Annotated in this window: 16 protein-coding genes, 1 tRNA gene and 1 pseudogene; 10 read left to right on the top strand and 8 right to left on the bottom strand. The window is 62.5% G+C overall.

Annotation, left to right across the window (positions count from 1 at the left end; translation table 11 throughout):
• The first annotated feature begins 5 nt into the window (after positions 1-5).
• The gene (locus tag P3T21_RS08750) at positions 6-566 is read left to right on the top strand and encodes a CNP1-like family protein (RefSeq protein WP_429255522.1); all 561 of its coding nucleotides are present in this window, start codon (positions 6-8) and stop codon (positions 564-566) included.
• A gap of 279 nt (positions 567-845) precedes the next feature.
• Here the strand turns inward: P3T21_RS08750 and proB are convergent, their stop codons facing one another.
• From proB to rplU, 4 genes are all read right to left on the bottom strand, one after another.
• Positions 846-1,964 (bottom strand): glutamate 5-kinase, encoded by a 1,119-nt coding sequence (gene proB, locus P3T21_RS08755; protein ID WP_429255523.1) that lies wholly within the window; start codon positions 1,962-1,964, stop codon positions 846-848.
• Between the two features lie 82 nt (positions 1,965-2,046).
• On the bottom strand, positions 2,047-3,162 hold the full coding sequence (gene cgtA / locus P3T21_RS08760; RefSeq protein WP_429255524.1) for an Obg family GTPase CgtA: 1,116 nt from the start codon (positions 3,160-3,162) through the stop codon (positions 2,047-2,049).
• A 167-nt stretch (positions 3,163-3,329) separates the two neighbouring features.
• A complete protein-coding gene (gene rpmA / locus P3T21_RS08765; protein WP_090538089.1) occupies positions 3,330-3,593 on the bottom strand; it encodes a 50S ribosomal protein L27 in 264 nt (87 codons plus the stop codon).
• Between the two features lie 24 nt (positions 3,594-3,617).
• Positions 3,618-3,929 (bottom strand): 50S ribosomal protein L21, encoded by a 312-nt coding sequence (gene rplU, locus P3T21_RS08770; RefSeq protein ID WP_007180329.1) that lies wholly within the window; start codon positions 3,927-3,929, stop codon positions 3,618-3,620.
• 214 nt (positions 3,930-4,143) lie between these two features.
• On the opposite strand from rplU, the gene P3T21_RS08775 reads away from it, so the two are divergent.
• The 9 genes and pseudogenes from P3T21_RS08775 to yacG all read left to right on the top strand — a co-directional run bounded on the left by P3T21_RS08775 (position 4,144) and on the right by yacG (position 12,316).
• Complete coding sequence (locus P3T21_RS08775; RefSeq protein ID WP_429255525.1) at positions 4,144-5,136, top strand: polyprenyl synthetase family protein; 993 nt, start codon at positions 4,144-4,146, stop codon at positions 5,134-5,136.
• Positions 5,137-5,175: 39 nt separating this feature from the next.
• Positions 5,176-5,252, top strand: a tRNA-Pro gene (locus P3T21_RS08780).
• Positions 5,253-5,407: 155 nt separating this feature from the next.
• On the top strand, positions 5,408-6,712 hold the full coding sequence (locus P3T21_RS08785; RefSeq protein ID WP_429255526.1) for an HlyC/CorC family transporter: 1,305 nt from the start codon (positions 5,408-5,410) through the stop codon (positions 6,710-6,712).
• A 266-nt stretch (positions 6,713-6,978) separates the two neighbouring features.
• Positions 6,979-8,169 (top strand): annotated as a pseudogene (locus tag P3T21_RS08790) (GspE/PulE family protein); the annotation flags it as partial.
• Entirely contained in the window at positions 8,166-9,398 is a 1,233-nt protein-coding gene (locus P3T21_RS08795) for a type II secretion system F family protein (RefSeq protein ID WP_429255527.1), read from the top strand. The pseudogene P3T21_RS08790 and the gene P3T21_RS08795, both read left to right, overlap by 4 nt.
• 28 nt (positions 9,399-9,426) lie before the next feature.
• Positions 9,427-10,353, top strand: a complete 927-nt coding sequence (locus P3T21_RS08800; protein WP_429255528.1) for a prepilin peptidase — start codon at positions 9,427-9,429, stop codon at positions 10,351-10,353.
• Positions 10,354-10,356: 3 nt separating this feature from the next.
• Positions 10,357-10,968 (top strand): dephospho-CoA kinase, encoded by a 612-nt coding sequence (coaE, locus tag P3T21_RS08805; protein WP_429255529.1) that lies wholly within the window; start codon positions 10,357-10,359, stop codon positions 10,966-10,968.
• 259 nt (positions 10,969-11,227) lie between these two features.
• Positions 11,228-11,983 carry a cell division protein ZapD gene (gene zapD, locus P3T21_RS08810; protein WP_429255530.1) on the top strand — a complete coding sequence of 252 codons (756 nt, stop codon included), beginning with the start codon at positions 11,228-11,230 and terminating at the stop codon, positions 11,981-11,983.
• 135 nt (positions 11,984-12,118) lie between these two features.
• Positions 12,119-12,316: a DNA gyrase inhibitor YacG gene (gene yacG, locus P3T21_RS08815; RefSeq protein WP_429255531.1), complete on the top strand. Its 198-nt coding sequence runs from the start codon at positions 12,119-12,121 to the stop codon at positions 12,314-12,316.
• Between the two features lie 40 nt (positions 12,317-12,356).
• Here yacG and P3T21_RS08820 read toward each other — a convergent pair whose 3' ends face one another.
• From P3T21_RS08820 to secA, 4 genes are all read right to left on the bottom strand, one after another.
• Positions 12,357-12,788 (bottom strand): NUDIX domain-containing protein, encoded by a 432-nt coding sequence (locus P3T21_RS08820; RefSeq protein ID WP_429255532.1) that lies wholly within the window; start codon positions 12,786-12,788, stop codon positions 12,357-12,359.
• Positions 12,785-13,678: an ATP-binding protein gene (locus tag P3T21_RS08825; protein WP_429255533.1), complete on the bottom strand. Its 894-nt coding sequence runs from the start codon at positions 13,676-13,678 to the stop codon at positions 12,785-12,787. The genes P3T21_RS08820 and P3T21_RS08825 overlap by 4 nt, the downstream gene beginning before the upstream one ends.
• 19 nt (positions 13,679-13,697) lie before the next feature.
• On the bottom strand, positions 13,698-14,939 hold the full coding sequence (gene argJ, locus P3T21_RS08830; protein WP_429255534.1) for a bifunctional glutamate N-acetyltransferase/amino-acid acetyltransferase ArgJ: 1,242 nt from the start codon (positions 14,937-14,939) through the stop codon (positions 13,698-13,700).
• 168 nt (positions 14,940-15,107) lie between these two features.
• On the bottom strand, positions 15,108-17,915 hold the full coding sequence (gene secA, locus P3T21_RS08835) for a preprotein translocase subunit SecA (protein ID WP_429255535.1): 2,808 nt from the start codon (positions 17,913-17,915) through the stop codon (positions 15,108-15,110).
• Positions 17,916-18,028 lie beyond the last annotated feature (113 nt).

The raw sequence follows: 18,028 nt of genomic DNA on the forward strand, positions 1-18,028 counted from the left end.
TCATATTGAAAGCATCTTTTCTTACCGTGGCGTGTGTCGCCACGGCTGCCTTGCTGGCCGGCTGCTCAGGCGCTCCCTCCAATCCCTCCAATAAGGACGACAGCGCGTTTACCTATTTGCTGGACAGGCCGAGCAACTGGGTTGAAAACAAGGTCGACGAATTGCCGCCGCTGCCTCAGCAGGGCAACCTTCTGCCTTTCGACGTCTCGCAGAACACACCGCTGCAGTTCTTCCTCGACTCGAAATCGGTGAGCGTCGGTTCCGATGGCGTCGTGCGGTACACGGTTGTGATCACGAGCCCGAGTGGCGCGCGTAACGTGAACTACGAGGGAATTCGCTGCGACACGTACGAATGGCGCCTGTACGCCGGCCTCGACGCTGATCATAGCGGCTGGGACCGCACCGTCGCCAACGACTTTTCGCGTATCGAAAATGGCGCGTTAAACGCCTATCACGCGGCGCTTTATCAGGATTACTTCTGCGCCAACAAGATTCCAATCGCCAACGCGAAGACGATCGTGGAAAACGTTCAGTTTCATCGAACGCAGAGCGTCCTGGTTCGGTAAGGTTTGCTGGGCGCTACGTCGGGCGGCGGTTGTGAACGGAGGGCCGGATCCTAAAAGCTGCAACCGTGGGTGAGGCCTGCGGGCTGACTGCTCGAACGCCTGACGGGGATCCGGACGGAACGGCTGTACGGTCAAAAAAAGGCGCTTCGATCTGAAGCGCCTTTTTTGCATGCGTGCCTTTCCGCCGACAGGCTGACGGAGCGTGTGCTGCTGTACACCAGGGTCCAATCGCGATCGGGGCGTGGGGAGCGGCGAGCTTTCTCTTCCCGGCCCGGTGTTTTAAACGAGCACCAGGTTATCGCGATGGATCAACTCCGGCTCGAGCATGTAGCCGAGCACCGCCTCAATATCACCGCTTGCGCGCCGCTGGATCAGCCTGGCTTCTGCGCTGCTGTAATTCGTAAGACCGCGCGCGACCTCAAGCCCGGACGCATTCAGGCAGGCGATCACTTCACCTCGCGCGAAAGCGCCCTGCACGCCGACGACACCAATCGGCAACAGGCTCTTACCGCCCGCCGTCAACTTCTCGACCGCGCCGTCATCGATCACGACGTGACCGCGGACCTGCAAATGGTCTGCCATCCACTGCTTGCGTGCGGCGATTCGCGCCGTGCGCGCGATCAGCTGCGTGCCGATTGCCTCGCCGGAAGCCAGCCGCACGAGGACGTCCGGCTCGCGCCCGCTCGCAATGACCGTATTCGCGCCGCTGTGCGCCGCGCGCTTCGCGGCGAGAATCTTGGTGAGCATGCCCCCGCGGCCAATGCTCGAACCCGCTCCACCTGCCATTGCCTCGAGGTCCGGCGCACCCGCGTCGGCCTGCTCAACGAGCTTCGCAGCCGGATCCTTACGAGGATCCGCCGTGTAAAGGCCCTGCTGGTCGGTGAGAATAATCAGTGCATCGCCTTCAATGAGATTCGCAACCAGCGCGCCAAGGGTGTCGTTATCACCGAATTTGATTTCGTCGGTAATGACGGTGTCGTTCTCGTTGATGATCGGCACCACGCCGAGCCGCAGGAGCGTCAGCAGCGTCGAGCGCGCGTTCAGATAGCGTTCGCGATCGGCCAGGTCAGCATGCGTGAGGAGAATCTGCGCGGTACGGATCGAGTGCTCGGCAAAACGGCTCTCGTACACCTGCGCGAGCCCCATTTGTCCGACAGCGGCCGCGGCCTGCAATTCGTCGATCTCGCGTGGACGCTTCGTCCAGCCGAGCCGCTGCATGCCCTCGGCGATGGCGCCTGAACTGACGAGGACGACTTCCTTGCCCTGCCCGCGCAGCGCGGCGATCTGTGCAGCCCAGCGGCCGATCGCAGCATGATCGAGCCCGCGTCCGTCATTCGTAACAAGACTCGAACCGACTTTCACTACCAGGCGCCTGGAATCGGCGATGACGGAACGCATTGTGCGCGGTCTCCCAAGAGGATACGTGATGCCTGCCGACACGCCCGGTTGCGCGAGCGTGCTGGCCTTCAAGCGAGGGGTGTTATTCCTGCGGCTGCACGGCCTCGCCGCCCGCGTCCGCTGCGGGCTTTTCGCGGAAGCGGACGTCAGCGGCCAGATCCTCCGCTTCGGCAGCGCGCTGTGCGTCAGAATGCGCCGCAATGTGATCGTAGATGGCGTAAATCAGACCTTCGCAGCCTTGGCCCGTGAGAGCCGAAATCTCATAGACCGGGCCATTCCATTCGTACCGCTTCAGGAAATCCGCCACCCGCTCCGCGCGCTCGTCGTCCGGCACCATGTCGAGCTTGTTCAGCACGAGCCAGCGCGGTTTATCGTAGAGCAACTCATCGTATTTGCGCAGTTCATTGACGATCGCTCGGGCTTCAGCAACGGGATCGACCGCGTCATCGAACGGCGCGAGGTCAACGATGTGCAGGAGCAGCCCCGTGCGCTGGAGATGTCGCAGGAACTGGTGCCCGAGACCGGCGCCTTCCGCTGCCCCTTCGATCAGGCCGGGAATATCTGCGATGACAAAACTACGGCTCGGCCCGACCCGAACGACGCCCAGATTCGGCGCCAGCGTAGTGAACGGATAGTCGGCGATCTTCGGCTTCGCATTCGACACCGACGAGATGAACGTCGACTTGCCGGCGTTCGGCATGCCGAGCAAACCGACGTCCGCCAGCACCTTCAGCTCGAGGCGCACCATACGACGCTCGCCCGGCTTGCCGTCCGTCTTCTGACGCGGAGCGCGGTTCGTGCTCGACTTGAAGTGGAGGTTGCCAAGCCCACCCGAACCGCCCGCTGCGATCTGGATCGACTGGTTGTGCTCTGTGAGGTCGGCGATCAGCTCGCCCGTTTCCATATCCAGGATGGTCGTGCCGACCGGCATGCGCAGCGTGATATCGTCACCGCCCTTGCCGTAGCAATCCGCGCCGCGGCCGTTTTCGCCGTTGCGCGCCTGGTGCTTCTTCGCATAGCGGTAGTCGATCAGCGTGTTGATGTTGCGGTCCGCAACCGCATACACGCTGCCGCCACGGCCGCCATCGCCGCCGTCCGGACCACCGAATGGGACGAACTTCTCGCGGCGCATCGACGCGCTGCCATCCCCTCCGTCGCCGGCGATGACTTCAATCCTCGCTTCGTCAATGAACTTCATGAGTAACTCCGTCCCGTGTTTAATGCTATTTTGCCGCGACTGTCGCGCGTTGACCAATCATCCGAATGGCCAGTCGCCGCCCCTTGCATCGATGAGCGGCAATGAAAAAGGCCCCGCTAACTTCGCGGGGCCTTTGTTCCGGTCCTGAAGCCCGTGCCTGATTAAACTCAGGCTGCTGCCGGGACTACGTTGACCAGATGCTTCTTGTCGGCGCCTTTCGTCGTGAACTTGACGTGGCCGTCCGTCAGCGCGAACAGGGTGTGATCCTTGCCGATGCCGACATTCTCACCCGGGTGCATACGCGTACCGCGTTGACGCACGATGATGCCGCCAGCGTTGATCGCCTGACCGCCGTACACTTTCACGCCAAGTCGTTTCGACTCGGAGTCGCGGCCGTTCCGGGACGATCCGCCTGCCTTTTTGTGTGCCATTTGTTAGCTCCTTGACCGGTGCGCTTACGCGTTGATAGCGTCGATGCGCAGTTCGGTGTAGTTCTGGCGGTGGCCGCCATGCTTCTGGTAGTGCTTCCGGCGACGCATCTTGAAGATGGTCACTTTTGCGTGACGACCCTGGGACACGACGGTAGCCTTGACGGAAGCCCCACTGACCAGCGGCGTACCGAACTTAATCGATTCGCCTTCGCCCACTGCGAGAACCTGGTCGAGCGTGATTTCAGCGTCAATGTCTGCCGGTATCTGTTCTACTTTAAGTTTTTCGCCAACAGCAACCTTATACTGCTTGCCGCCGGTTTTTATGACCGCGTACATTGAGAACCTCACTCTGTATTCATTTTCCCCACGCACCACGCGCGGAAACCCGTGATTATACATAGAGTTAGCTGCGCGGTCAAAAGCAGTTGACATCCTCGGGGAAGGCCGCCCGCCCTGGCCGGACGGCAATTCCTGCAGCGATCTCGCAGGCTGCGGCGCGGAATGACCGCGATTCGCCTTATAATTCGCGGCACTACCCCTTTTCGCCATCATGTCGTCGACTGCCACCCCCTCCCCCAACGCCGCCAGCCTCCTCGCTCCGATTGCCGAAGACATGCAGCAGGTGAATCGCGTTATCCGGCACCGTCTGGCGTCCGAGGTGATGCTGATCAACCAGATCTCGGAGTACATCATCAGCGCCGGTGGCAAGCGTCTGCGCCCCGCGCTGCTGCTACTCGTGGCCGGCGCGCTGGGCGAGACGACGGGGCACCGGCACGAACTGGCGGCGGTCGTCGAGTTCATCCACACGGCCACGCTGCTGCATGACGACGTCGTTGATGAATCCGATCTGCGGCGCGGCCGCCAGACTGCGAACGCGCTGTTCGGCAACGCGGCGAGCGTGCTGGTCGGCGACTTCCTGTATTCGCGCTCGTTCCAGATGATGGTCGGCGTGGGCAAGATGCGCGTGATGGAGATCCTGTCGGAGGCGACCAACATCATCTCCGAAGGCGAAGTGCTCCAGCTTCTGAACATGCACGACGCCGACGTGGACGAAGCCCGCTACATGCAGGTGATCCGCTACAAGACGGCGAAGCTGTTCGAGGCTGCCGCGCAACTCGGGGCGGTGCTCGCTGGTGCGGACGCGACAATCGAATCGGCGGCGGCGGAATTCGGCCGTCGCATCGGCACTGCGTTCCAGATCATGGACGACTGGCTCGATTACACAGGTACCGCCGAATCGATGGGCAAGAACGCTGGCGACGACCTGCGCGAAGGCAAGCCGACGCTGCCGCTCATCTACCTGATCGAGCGCGGCACGCCGGAGCAGTCGGCGCTCGCGCGCGAAGCGATCGAACAGGGCGGCACGGACCGGTTCGAGACCATTTTCGAAGCCATCACCCGCTCGGGCGCGCTGGACCACACGCTCGAATGCGCAAAACAGGAAGCACAGGCGGCCGCCGCAGCAATTTCTTCGTTCCCGGATTCCATTTACAAAGAAAGCCTGCTAGAATTATGTTCTTACTCGACGGCAAGACAGTCTTGAACAAGACTGAAATGCGGTTGTAGTCCAAGTAAGTCATTTCGGGGTGTAGCTTAGCCTGGTAGAGCGCTACGTTCGGGACGTAGAGGCCGGAGGTTCGAATCCTCTCACCCCGACCAGAATCTGAAAAAACCGTGCAATTTGCGCGGTTTTTTTTCGCCTGAAGGTTTTCAGCCCGCGATGCCCGGGTATCTATGCCGTCCGGCCAGGCGGGCATCCGTGACACCCTCTGCTATATTTCTCTCCATCCCCCTTTTCCTCTATTTCACGCCGCGTGGACCAAATTCCCTTATGGGCGCAAATCAGCGCCGTCTTTGTGCTGCTCATCTGCTCCAGTTTCTTTTCGATTTCCGAAACGGCGATGATGGCCCTGAACCGGCATCGCCTGAAGCATCTCGCGACTCAGGGCACGCTCGGCGCGAAGACCACGCAGACGCTTCTCGCGCACACGGATCAGCTGCTGAGCGTGATCCTGATCGGCAACAACCTGCTGAACACGATCATCCCTGTCTTGACCACGTCGATCGCGCTGCATACGTTCGGGCATGACAACGTGGTGCTGTCGGTAGCAACCGGCATCGTCGCGTTTCTGATCATCGTGTTCGCGGAAATAACGCCGAAAATTGTGGGCGCAACGTTCCCGGAAAAAATCGCGCTGCCCGCCAGCCTGCTGATCGCGCCGATGATGCGTGTCGCGCGACCGCTGGTGTGGTTCGTCAACCTGTTCGCGAACGGCATCCTGCGTCTGCTGCACATCAACACCAAAGGCGGACGCGACCAGCGGCTGTCTACCGAGGAACTGCGCACCATCGTGCTCGAATCAGGCAGCTTCATGCCGACCAAGCACCGTAGCATCCTGCTCAACCTGTTCGATCTCGAAAACATTTCCGTCGATGACGTGATGATCCCGCGCCGCCGGATCGAGGCGCTCGACTTCGACGCGCCGTTCGAACAGATCCTGCATCAGCTTGAGACGTGCTATCACAACAAGCTGATCGTCTATCAAGGCGACATCGATCGCGTGCTGGGCGTGCTGCATGTGAGAAAGACACTCTCCGCGCTTCACAACCAGGAGCTGGAGCGCGAAACGCTGCGTGAACTACTCGCCGAGCCGTACTTCGTGCCGACCGGCACGCCGGTGTTCCAGCAACTCCAGTATTTTCAGGAGAGCCGCCAGCGCACCGCGCTCGTCGTCAATGAGTACGGCGAACTCGAAGGGCTGGTGACGCCGGAAGACATCATCGAAGAACTGATCGGTGAGTTCACGACATCCATTCCACGCAGCGCCAGTTCGCGCGGCGGTTGGGACGAGAAAGGCGAGTGCATCGTCGCGGGCAGCATGCCGCTGCGCGAGCTGAATCGCTGGCTGCAACTCACGCTGCCAACCGACGGGCCGAAAACGCTCAACGGTCTGATCCTCGAAATGCTCGAAGAGATTCCCGAAGGCGACGTGTGCGTTCGAATCGGCGAAGTGAAACTCGAGGTGATGCGCAGCGACGATCAGGCGATTCGCACGGTCAAGGTTTTCCGTCCCGCCACGCGCGGGGGTGCGAAGGGCAAGAAAGCCACGCGCGATTAGCCATCCGGCCGAGTGGTGTGTCGAGCCGGCAGGAACGATGATGAAGTTATCGCGTTCTACAGGCGGCCCCTGGCCGGTTTCCGATGCACTCTCCCGATCCCCGCGTCGCATCTTCTTTTGCCGCGCACGCCAACCCCGTCGATGCCGCCGCCCCGGCTCGCGGGCGGTCCGCCACACAGAGCGCCGGGGCATCGCGCGCCGGTACGTCTTCGGCTCCTCGCACGTTTGCTTCAACACCAACCGTCGAACCGTCCCGACACGATGCTGGCGCGTCCAGCTTAGACGCTGACAGCACACCTGCCGTCCGCCTCCTGACCAGCACGCTGCATGAAGCCGCCAGTCGTAACGCGTCCGACGTGCATATCGAACCTGCGGAACACGGCTGGCGAATACGTCTTCGCGTCGACGGCGTGCTGCATGAGATCGCACAGCCGCCTGCGCATCTGCGCGATGCGTTCATCACCCGGGTCAAGGTGCTCGCCCGGATGGACATCGCGGAGCGCCGTATCCCGCAGGACGGGCGTCTGCGGCTTGCCGCCACCGCGGGCCGGATCGAGGACTACCGCGTCAATTCGCTACCTGCGCTGCACGGCGAGAAGCTCGTACTGCGCCGTCTGGAGGCGCTGCCCGCCGATCTTTCGCTCGATGCGCTCGGGCTCGACAGTGTGCAACGACACGCGGTCGAAGCGGCGATTCGCGCGCCGCACGGGCTGATGCTCGTCACCGGGCCGACCGGCAGCGGCAAGACACTGTCGTTGTACTGCTTCCTGCAGATGCTCAATGCCGAATCACGCAATGTATGCTCGGTCGAAGACCCCGCGGAAATCCAGATGGCCGGAATCAACCAGGTCAGTGTTCGCGAGAAGGCCGGCCTCACGTTTGCGGTCGCCCTGCGTGCGTTCCTGCGGCAGGATCCCGACGTAATCATGGTCGGGGAAATCCGCGACGAGGAAACGGCCGACGTCGCCGTCAAGGCCGCGCAGACGGGCCACCTCGTGCTCTCGACACTGCATACCAACGACGCGCCCGCCGCCGTCGCCCGGCTGATCGACATCGGCGTCGCGCCCTACAACCTGGCCGCGGCACTGCGCATGGTTACGGCGCAACGTCTCGTGCGACGCCTGTGCCCGGCGTGCTGCACGCCGGTGAAGGAATCGCCGGCGGCGCTTCGCGCGGCGGGCTTTTCCGACGCGCAACTCGAAGGATGGAAACCGTACGCGGCAAAAGGCTGCGCTGCGTGCCACGGCGTGGGTTATCGCGGACGCATCGGCGTGCATCAGGTGATGCCGGTATCCGACGCCACGCGCGAACTGATCGTCACCCGCGCCGGCACGCATGCGATTGCCAGACAGGCACAGGCGGAACACGTCGGCACGTTGCGCGAATCCGCACTCGCCCGCGTGCGCGATGGCACGACAAGTCTTGCCGAGGCGCTGGCCGCCACCGAGGTCGCATGAACGTCACCCAACCTTCGAGTGTGTCATCGCGAGATCTGCGCTTTACCTGGCGCGCGGTCGATTCGAATGGCGCCCGGCGTCACGGCACAGTGATTGCACCCGATGCGGCCGTCGCGCGCGCGATGCTCAAGCGTGACAGCCTGTACGTGTATGAGCTTGCTGCACGCGGACCGGCATCACGGCCGAAGGCGCGCGCCGCCGAGGTCACGCTCTTTACCCGGCAGCTTGCCAGTCTGCTACGCGCCGGTCTGCCACTCGCGCCCGCACTCGACCTGCTCGCGCAATCCCCGGCACGTCGCGGCCGGGAGGGCATGCCGCGCATCATCGGCACCCTGGCGCGCGACATCACTGCCGGCCTGCGTTTCTCCGCCGCGCTCGAACAGCATCCAGTGCAGTTCAACGCGCTGTATTGCCAGCTCGTTGCCGTCGGCGAGGCAACCGGCGCGCTGGCCACCGTACTCGCGCGCGTCGCCGATGATCGTGAGCGCGCAGCCGCGCAACGCGCGAAGGTACGCGCGGCGCTCACGTATCCGGTCGCGATCCTGCTGCTCGCGCTCGCCATTACCGCAGCACTGCTGGTGTGGGTCGTACCGACGTTCCAGCAGATCTTCGATGGCTTCGGCGCAAAGCTACCCGTGCCAACGCAGATCGTGATCGCGCTGTCATCCGCAGCCGCGCGATGGAGCGTGCCTGCGTTCGCATGCGTCGTCGTTGCAGGCGTCGCCATCGGGCGCGTGCTGCGCCGCTCGGACAAGGCGCGCGTCGCATTCGCACGCTTCTCGCTAGGATTGCCGATCGCCGGCGGGCTGCTCACGACGCTCTGCTCCGCCCGCTGGAGTCGCGCGCTCGGCACGTTACTCTCCGCAGGCACCCCGTTATCAGACGCCTTCGATTCATTGACGCACGCCACCGGCAACGCGTACTTCGACCGTGCGACTGTCGACATCGCCGCGCGTCTGCGTCGCGGAGAACGGCTTGCCGCAGCAATGCATACGGTGCGCTGCTTTCCGCCGGAGATCGTTCAACCGGTCGCCGTCGCTGAAGAATCCGGCGCGCTGGACGCGATGCTGATCGACGTCGCGTCGCTCTGTGACCGTCAGGTCGACGAAAAAATCGGCACGCTTGCCAGCCTTTGCGAGCCGCTCGTCATCATGGTGCTGGGCGTGCTCGTCGGTGGTCTTGTGATCGCGATGTATCTTCCCATTATTCAACTCGGCAACGTGGTGTAGCATCGCAGCCGAATCCAATCATTCAACCATGCGCGCGATACAGTCCCTGACCGACTCCCCTTTCAGCGGCCCGCTCGGCTATTACACAGCCAGCCTCACCGCAGCGTTCGGCGCTCTGCCCGTAAGTGCCCAGATTGCGTTCGCGGTCGTGCTCGGCCTCGTCATCGGCAGCTTTGTGAACGTGGTGGCGCACCGGCTACCGATCATGCTCGAACGCGCCTGGCGCAGCGAGGTCAGCGAAACGACCGGCCAGCCGTTCGAAGGCGACAGCCTCCCCGCACGCTATGACCTTTTGTTGCCCCGCAGCGCATGTCCGCATTGCGGGCATACGCTGAAGGCGTGGGAAAACATTCCGGTGCTGAGCTATCTGCTACTGCGCGGACGTTGCTCGCATTGCCACGCGCGAGTGAGCCTGCGCTATCCTGTGATCGAACTCGCGAGCGCAGCGCTGGCCGCCGGATCGCTCGTGACGTTCGGCGCGACAGGCACCGCACTCGCCGCTTTCGGCCTGTGCGCGACGCTGCTCACGATGAGCGCCATCGACATCGACACGCATCTGCTGCCGGACTCGATGACGCTGCCGCTGTTGTGGGCTGGCCTGATCATCAATTTCGAAGGCACGTTCGCGACGCTGCACGACGCCGTACTCGGCGCGATCGCGGGATACCTCACGCTGTGGTGCGTGCACTGGCTTTTCAAGCTGGTGCGTGGCATCGAGGGAATGGGCTACGGCGACTTCAAGCTGCTTGCCGCACTCGGCGCATGGCTTGGCTGGGCCGCGTTGCCGCAGATCGTCGTGATCTCGGCAGTGGCCGGCGCGGTGACTGGATTGCTCGCGACGTGGTTCGGCCGGATGCGCTTCGAAGAGCCATTGCCGTTCGGTCCGTTTCTCGCCGCCGGAGGCGCCATCACGCTGTTTCTCGGCACGCCGCTGTATCGGGCGTTGGGGGGCTGACACATGTTTTCTGTCGGGTTAACGGGAGGAATCGGCAGCGGCAAGTCGACCGTCGCCGATCTCTTTACCACGCACGGCGTGCCGATCATCGACACCGACGTGATCGCCCATCGCATCACCGCGCCTGGCGGAATCGCGATGTCCTCAATCGCGAGGGAATTCGGTCCATCGTTCGTTGCACCGGATGGTTCACTCGACCGCGCACAGATGCGCGCACTCGTCTTTAGCGACGACACCGCACGCTCACGGCTCGAAGCGATCACCCATCCCTTGATCCGTGCGGAGACCGAGCGCGAGCGAGCCGAAGCGAGCGGCCCTTACCTGATAATTGTCGTACCGCTGCTCGTCGAATCGGGTAGCTGGAAGACACGGGTGGACCGCGTACTCGTCGTCGACTGCACGGTCGAGACGCAGATCGCGCGGGTTATGCGTCGCAACGCGTTCACACGCGAACAGGTGCTCGCGATCATCGCCCGCCAGGCCACCCGCGACGCGCGACGCGCCGCAGCGGACGACGTCATCCTCAATGATGCCGCCGCTGTCGAGGCGCTTGCCAAAGACGTGGACCTGTTACATCGTCAATACGTTTTGCTGGCTGGAGCGTCATGCAGCTAGTCTCGGACGATCGAGGCGCAATCTTCGTATAACCCGCACACGCCCTCGTGTTCCACGCAGTCCGCACTGCACATCCAGCTTCACGATCGGTCAGCAACACAGCAACAAGGTCACCCATCCACCCAGTCACACAGCCATCATGATTCAGGCGCAGAAAATGCGCTGGAACGCGCAGAAAAAGTGCGTGATTGCTAGGGTAGTCTCACGGCATTAGAATGTCCTGCAATCCCGTCACCGACCACGCCAGAGGCGAGCGCGCTTGATCCTTTACGAGTATCCCTTCAACGAGCGAATCCGTACGCTGTTGCGCCTCGAAGATCTGTTCGAGCGCTTCACGTTCTTTCTGACCCAGGAAGACGCCAGGGAACACCACGTTGCGCTGACGACCCTCTTCGAAATCGCCGAGGTCGCGGGCCGCGCGGATCTGAAGTCGGACCTGATGAAAGAACTCGAACGGCAGCGTCAGACACTGGCGCCGTTTCGCGGCAACCCCGGCATCGAGCAGAACGCGCTCGAAGCGGTTTTGGGTGAGATCGAGCAGACCCTCGCCGGCCTCACGCAGATGCAGGGCAAAACGGGCCAGCATCTTGCAGACAACGAATGGCTCGCAAGCATCCGCAGTCGCGCGATCATTCCCGGTGGCACCTGCAAATTCGATCTGCCGTCTTACTACGCGTGGCAGCAGACGCACCCCGACCAGCGCCGTCAGGACATCGCTAAATGGGTCACGCCGCTACTGCCGCTTCGCGACGCCGCTACCATCGTGTTGCGGCTCGCGCGTGAATCAGGGCAGGCGTCGAAGGTCATGGCAACGCAGGGGAGCTATCAACAGATGCTATCCGGGCGCTCGTATCAGTTGATGCAGGTAAGGGTGGCACCGGAATTGCGGGTGATCCCTGAGGCCAGCGCCAACAAGTACATGCTGTGGGTGCGTTTCACAGTGCAGGATGGTGACCTGAGACCCAGATCCGTCGACGTCGACGTTCCGTTTCAGCTCACGCTGTGCAGTCTGTAATATCGTTACTGGTGTGGTACAAGCCCGGAAAGGCTCGTTTAGGAGAGGTCAGTCAGAAACCGGCCTTTGAAACCGGCCCGATCCACCCCATGTTTGAAGCTTCCTGTTCCCGTTTGCGATTGATCGCCTGACCGTATGCCCACTGTCGTCAAATGCCCAACTTGCGGAAAGGACGTCCGCTGGACACCTGAAAACCGCTTCCGCCCCTTCTGTTCCGACCGCTGCAAGCAGATCGATCTCGGAGCATGGGCCGCCGAAAAGTACAAGATCGGCGGCACCGACGAGGAACCGCCTTCAGACGAGACGCCTTCCGGCGGTTACAACCCGCACTGAAACGCTGTTTGACGCTACAACCTGAACAATCAGGCCAGCGCTACTTCTCCGCCGCCAGCCATTCCAGCACCGGAATGGTGGCCGGCAGCAAGGGCGATACCTCGGCGGGCAGCGCCTGCCAGACGAAGGCCTGACCTTCGCGTCCGTGGGGCTCGCCGCTCCACTCCGTCACCTTGCAGAAATAGAGCCTGACATACGCGTGCGGATAGTCATGCTCAAGCGTGTGCCAGCGATGGCTCGCCTTCACGTCGATCCCGAGTTCCTCGTGCAGTTCGCGGGCGAGCGCCGCCTCAACTGATTCGCCCGGCTCCAGCTTTCCGCCCGGAAACTCCCAGTAGCCTTCGTACGGCTTGCCTGCGGGCCGTTGCGCCAGCAGATATCGCCCGTCCGGCTGCACCAGCACGCCGACAGCTACGTCTGTGACCGGCCGCGCGCGGGCAGTGTTATCGGCGACTTCCGTGGCGCCGGTCATGCGCCCTCTGCAGACGACTGCGGCGCCTGGGACTTACGCCCCGACCAGTCACGCGCAAACTGCCACGCTACCCGTCCCGAACGCGAACCGCGTTCCAGTGCCCAGACGAGTGCGTCGCCACGCGCCGCCTCGACTTCCGCGTCGGCGCAACCAAAATGACGCAGCCAGTGGCCGACAATCGCCAGGTAATCGTCCTGCTTGAACGGATAGAAACTCACCCACAGCCCGAAGCGCTCGGACAGCGAAATCTTTTCTTCGACCACTTCGCCCGGATGAATCTCGCCATCGGACGTGTGTTTGTACGTCTCGTTGTCGCTCATGTATTCAGGCAACAGATGGCGACGGTTCGATGTCGCGTAGATCAGCACGTTGTCGGACTGCGCGGCCACCGAGCCATCGAGCGCCACCTTCAGCGCCTTGTAGCCCGACTCGCCTTCCTCGAATGAGAGATCGTCGCAGAACACGATGAAGCGCTCCGGACGCTGCGCGATCAGATCGACGATGTCGCCGAGATCATGCAGGTCGTCCTTGTCGACTTCGATCAGACGCAGACCGTCTTTTGCGTGCGCGTTCAGGCAGGCCTTGATCAGCGACGATTTGCCCGTGCCGCGCGCGCCCGTCAGCAACACATTGTTGGCCGGCTGCTGGCGCACGAACTGACGCGTGTTCTGCTCAATCAGGGACTTCTGCCGGTCGATGTGCTGGAGGTCGTCGAGTGAGATCGTCGAAATCGACGGCACCGGTTGCAGATAGCCGCGCCCTTGCCGCTTGCGCCAGCGAAACGCAACGGCGGCGGACCAGTCCGCGTCGGCTGCGGCGGGCGGAAGCATCGCTTCCAGTCGGCCGAGCACGGCTTCGGCGCGGGTCAGAAACTTTTCGAGTTTGTCCATCTTCTAAGCGGCCCCGGTGTCAGGAACGGTAGTCGGCGTTGATGCTGACGTAGTCGTGCGAGAGATCGCAGGTCCAGATGGTGGCCTGCGCGTCGCCACGCCCGAGCACCACGCGAATCGCGATCTCGCTTTTTTTCATCACGCGCTGGCCGTCTTCTTCGCGATAGGCCGGGTTGCGTCCACCCGCTTTCGCGACCAGCACGTCGTCGAGGTACAGGTCGATTTTGTCGACATCGAGGTCGTTCACGCCCGCATAGCCGATCGCGGCCAGAATGCGGCCAAGGTTCGGGTCCGACGCATAGAACGCTGTCTTCACGAGCGGCGAATGGCCGATTGCGTATGCGATCTGGCGGCATTCGGCGGTATCCCTGCCACCCTCGACATTGACCGTCATGAACTTCGTCGCGCCTTCGCCATCACGCACGATAAGTTGCGCGAGCGTCTGTGCGACTTCAGTCACGGCATCGCGAAGCGCGCCGTAGGCGGCCGAGTCCGTCGACGTGATCGCCGGCAGGCTCGACTTGCCCGAAGCAATGAGAATGAACGAGTCGTTCGTCGACGTATCACCGTCGATCGTGATGCAGTTGAACGAGCGATCCGCGACATGCTTCACGAGCGCGTCGAGTACCGGCTGCGCAACGTTGGCGTCGAACGCGAGGAAGCCAAGCATCGTCGCCATGTTCGGCTTGATCATGCCCGCGCCCTTGCTGATGCCGGTGAACGTGACCGTATGACCATCGATCGCCACCTGACGCGACGTCGCCTTCGCCAGGGTATCGGTCGTCATGATCGCCTGCGCGGCGTCGTACCAGTGTCCGGCTTTGCGGTTAGCCAGCGCTGCAGGCAAACCGGCCTTCAGACGATCGATCGGCAGCGGCTCCAGAATCACGCCCGTCGAAAACGGCAACACCTGCCCGGGTGCAATGTCGGCGAGGCGCGCGAGTTCGACGCAGGTTTCGCGCGCATGCGCGAGACCCGGTTCGCCCGTGCCGGCGTTCGCATTGCCCGTATTCACAACCAGCGCACGAATGCCCTTCCCGCCCGCACGCACGCGCTCCAGATGCTCACGACACACGGTGACCGGCGCGGCGCAAAAACGGTTCTGCGTGAACACGCCTGCGACAGTCGCGCCTTCGTCGACGGAAATGACGAGCACGTCCTTGCGGTTCGGCTTGCGGATGTTCGCTTCGGCCCAACCCAGCGTGACGCCGGCGACAGGATGAAGTTGAGCGGGATCGATCGAGGGGAAATTGACAGCCATGTTGGCGACCTGTCGGAGATGAGCGTGCCGGTGCAGAACCGGCATCGGGGATCAACATGAGCGGACCAGACGGATGCCGGACCACCAGAGAATCAGCAGGCGCTGTAAAAACGGCCTGGCAAACACAACCCGGCGCGCGCCCCAGTCACGATGCGCGCGCCGTCTAACTCAGGCAATCTTGCCGTGGCACTGCTTGTACTTCTTGCCGCTGCCGCATGGGCACGGATCGTTGCGCCCGACCTTCGGCACACCATCCGCCGCCAGGTGCTGCGATCCGGCAGCATGCTGCGCGTGACTCATCGCGTCACCGATCATGGCCGCTGCCGCGTCGGCCGCAACCGGCGCTGCCGCTGCAGCTTCCGCGAATTCGGCGTGGCGGAACTCGACGTTCTCGAGATGGCTGCCCTGCTCTTCATACTGCTCAGCGGCCTGCTCCAGCTGTTCCGGCGACTGGATCTGCACGTTCATCACAACGCGCGTCACTTCGAGCTTCACGGCATCGAGCATTGCGGCGAACAGTTCGAACGCTTCGCGCTTGTATTCCTGCTTCGGGTTCTTCTGCGCATAGCCGCGCAGATGGATACCCTGACGCAGGTGATCGAGCGCAGCCAGATGTTCGCGCCAGCTACGGTCGAGCGTCTGCAGCATGATCGAGCGCTCGAACGCGCTGAACGATTCGCGACCGACCAGTTCGACCTTGCCTTCGTACGCTTCGTCGGCAGCCGCGGTGACGGCTTCGAGAATTTCATCGGCGTCGATCGACTTCGACTCGTTGATCATTTCCTGAATGGCGAGATCGAGCTGCCATTCGTTGCGCAGCACTTCTTCCAGCTCGGGCACGTCCCATTGTTCTTCGATGCTGCCCGCCGGCACGAACTGATGGACGATATCGGCGATCACGCCATGGCGCATCGCGCCGATGGTTTCGGTGATGTCGTGCGCTTCCAGCAGTTCATTGCGCTGCTGATAGATCACCTTGCGCTGATCGTTCGACACGTCGTCGTATTCGAGCAGCTGCTTGCGGATATCGAAGTTGCGCGCTTCGACCTTGCGCTGCGCCGATTCGATCGAACGCGTGACGATGCCCGCTTCGATCGCCTCGCCTTCCGGCATCTTCAGGCGATCCATGATCGAGCGCACGCGGTCGCCCGCGAAAATGCGCAGAAGCGGATCGTCCAGCGACAGATAGAAACGCGACGAGCCCGGATCGCCCTGACGGCCCGCGCGGCCACGCAACTGGTTATCGATCCGGCGCGATTCGTGACGCTCGGTGCCGACGATGTGCAAACCGCCCGCGGCCTTCACCTCGTCGTGTAGCGTCTGCCATTCGTCGTGCAGTTGCTTGATACGGCGCGCCTTTTCGTCGGCGGGAATCGATTCGTCGAGTTCGAGGAACGTTGCCTGCTTTTCGGCGTTGCCGCCGAGCACGATGTCGGTACCGCGACCGGCCATGTTGGTCGCGATCGTCACACGCTTCGGACGGCCAGCTTCCGCGACGATCGCCGCTTCGCGCGCGTGCTGCTTCGCGTTCAGCACCTCGTGCGGCAGACCGGCTTTGGTCAGGAGGCCCGACAGCAGTTCGGAGTTCTCGATCGACGTCGTGCCGACCAGCACCGGCTGACCGCGCTCGTAGCAATCCTGGATATCGCGGATGACGGCGTCGTAACGCTCCTTCGCCGTCTTGTAAATCTGATCCTGCCTGTCGCTCCGCTTCGGCGGACGGTTCGTCGGAATGACGACCGTTTCCAGCCCGTAAATTTCGTTGAATTCGTACGCTTCGGTATCGGCCGTGCCGGTCATGCCGGACAGCTTCGAGTACATGCGGAAGTAGTTCTGGAACGTGATCGAAGCGAGCGTCTGGTTTTCGCTCTGGATCTTGACGTGTTCCTTCGCCTCGACCGCCTGGTGCAACCCGTCCGACCAGCGGCGACCCGACATCAGACGACCGGTGAATTCGTCGACGATTACGACTTCGTTGTTCTGCACGACGTAGTGCTGATCCTTGAAGAACAGCGTGTGAGCGCGCAACGCGGCGTACACATGGTGCATCAGCGTGATGTTCTGCGGCGCGTACAGGCTTTCGCCGTCGCCGATCAGGCCCCACTCGGCAAGCAGACGCTCAGCCTTTTCGTGGCCCGATTCGGTGAGAAACACCTGACGTGCTTTTTCATCCAGCGTGTAGTCGCCCGGCTTTTCGACGCCCGTGCCGTCGGCTTTCTCTTCGCCGATCTGGCGTTCGAGCAGCGGCGGCAGCGCGTTCATGCGCACGTAGAGTTCGGTGTGATCTTCGGCCTGGCCGGAGATGATCAGCGGCGTACGCGCTTCGTCGATCAGGATCGAGTCCACTTCGTCGACGACCGCGAAATTCAGGGCTCGCTGCACGCGCGCGTCGGTCTCGTAGACCATGTTGTCGCGCAGGTAGTCGAAGCCGAATTCGTTGTTCGTGCCGTACGTGATGTCCGCGGCGTAGGCTTCCTGCTTGGCGGCGTGATCCATCTGCGACAGGTTGATACCCACCGTCAGACCGAGGAAGTTGTACAGACGCGCCATCCATTCGGCGTCGCGCTGCGCGAGGTAATCGTTGACGGTCACGACGTGCACGCCGCGGCCGGACAGCGCGTTCAGGTAGACCGGCAGCGTAGCGACGAGCGTCTTGCCTTCGCCAGTGCGCATTTCCGCGATCTTGCCGTAATGCAGGACCATGCCGCCGACCAGCTGCACGTCGAAGTGGCGCATGTGCAGCATGCGCCTGCTCGCCTCGCGGCAGACGGCGAAGGCTTCGGGCAGCAGCTTGTCGAGCGATTCGCCGCTCGCGACACGCTGTCGGAATTCACCGGTTTTGGCGCGCAGTTGGTCATCCGTCAACTGCTCGATCTGCGGCTCGAGCGCATTGATCGACGCGACGGTCTTTTGATATTGCTTGACGAGCCGCTGGTTGCGACTGCCAAAAATCTTTTGTAGAAAACCGGTGGTCATCGGATCGGTGTCTGCGTCGCGGCTTCGGCCCGGTCACACGGCGTGTGAGCCCGGAATCGGGGGGCCTCGGCGGCTTAGGTCCAAGAGTGAATTCGAATCGGGGATTTTAGCAC

The sequence above is a fragment of the Paraburkholderia sp. GAS334 genome (assembly GCF_050436625.1).
Lineage (GTDB): Bacteria > Pseudomonadota > Gammaproteobacteria > Burkholderiales > Burkholderiaceae > Paraburkholderia.

Coding starts and splice junctions, on each gene's coding strand:
- proB (WP_429255523.1), bottom strand. CDS start 1,964: ATGCGTTCCGTCATCGCCGATTCCAGGCGCCTGGTAGTGAAAGTCGGT.
- cgtA (WP_429255524.1), bottom strand. CDS start 3,162: ATGAAGTTCATTGACGAAGCGAGGATTGAAGTCATCGCCGGCGACGGA.
- rpmA (WP_090538089.1), bottom strand. CDS start 3,593: ATGGCACACAAAAAGGCAGGCGGATCGTCCCGGAACGGCCGCGACTCC.
- rplU (WP_007180329.1), bottom strand. CDS start 3,929: ATGTACGCGGTCATAAAAACCGGCGGCAAGCAGTATAAGGTTGCTGTT.
- P3T21_RS08775 (WP_429255525.1), top strand. CDS start 4,144: ATGTCGTCGACTGCCACCCCCTCCCCCAACGCCGCCAGCCTCCTCGCT.
- P3T21_RS08795 (WP_429255527.1), top strand. CDS start 8,166: ATGAACGTCACCCAACCTTCGAGTGTGTCATCGCGAGATCTGCGCTTT.
- P3T21_RS08800 (WP_429255528.1), top strand. CDS start 9,427: ATGCGCGCGATACAGTCCCTGACCGACTCCCCTTTCAGCGGCCCGCTC.
- coaE (WP_429255529.1), top strand. CDS start 10,357: ATGTTTTCTGTCGGGTTAACGGGAGGAATCGGCAGCGGCAAGTCGACC.
- yacG (WP_429255531.1), top strand. CDS start 12,119: ATGCCCACTGTCGTCAAATGCCCAACTTGCGGAAAGGACGTCCGCTGG.
- P3T21_RS08820 (WP_429255532.1), bottom strand. CDS start 12,788: ATGACCGGCGCCACGGAAGTCGCCGATAACACTGCCCGCGCGCGGCCG.
- P3T21_RS08825 (WP_429255533.1), bottom strand. CDS start 13,678: ATGGACAAACTCGAAAAGTTTCTGACCCGCGCCGAAGCCGTGCTCGGC.
- argJ (WP_429255534.1), bottom strand. CDS start 14,939: ATGGCTGTCAATTTCCCCTCGATCGATCCCGCTCAACTTCATCCTGTC.
- secA (WP_429255535.1), bottom strand. CDS start 17,915: ATGACCACCGGTTTTCTACAAAAGATTTTTGGCAGTCGCAACCAGCGG.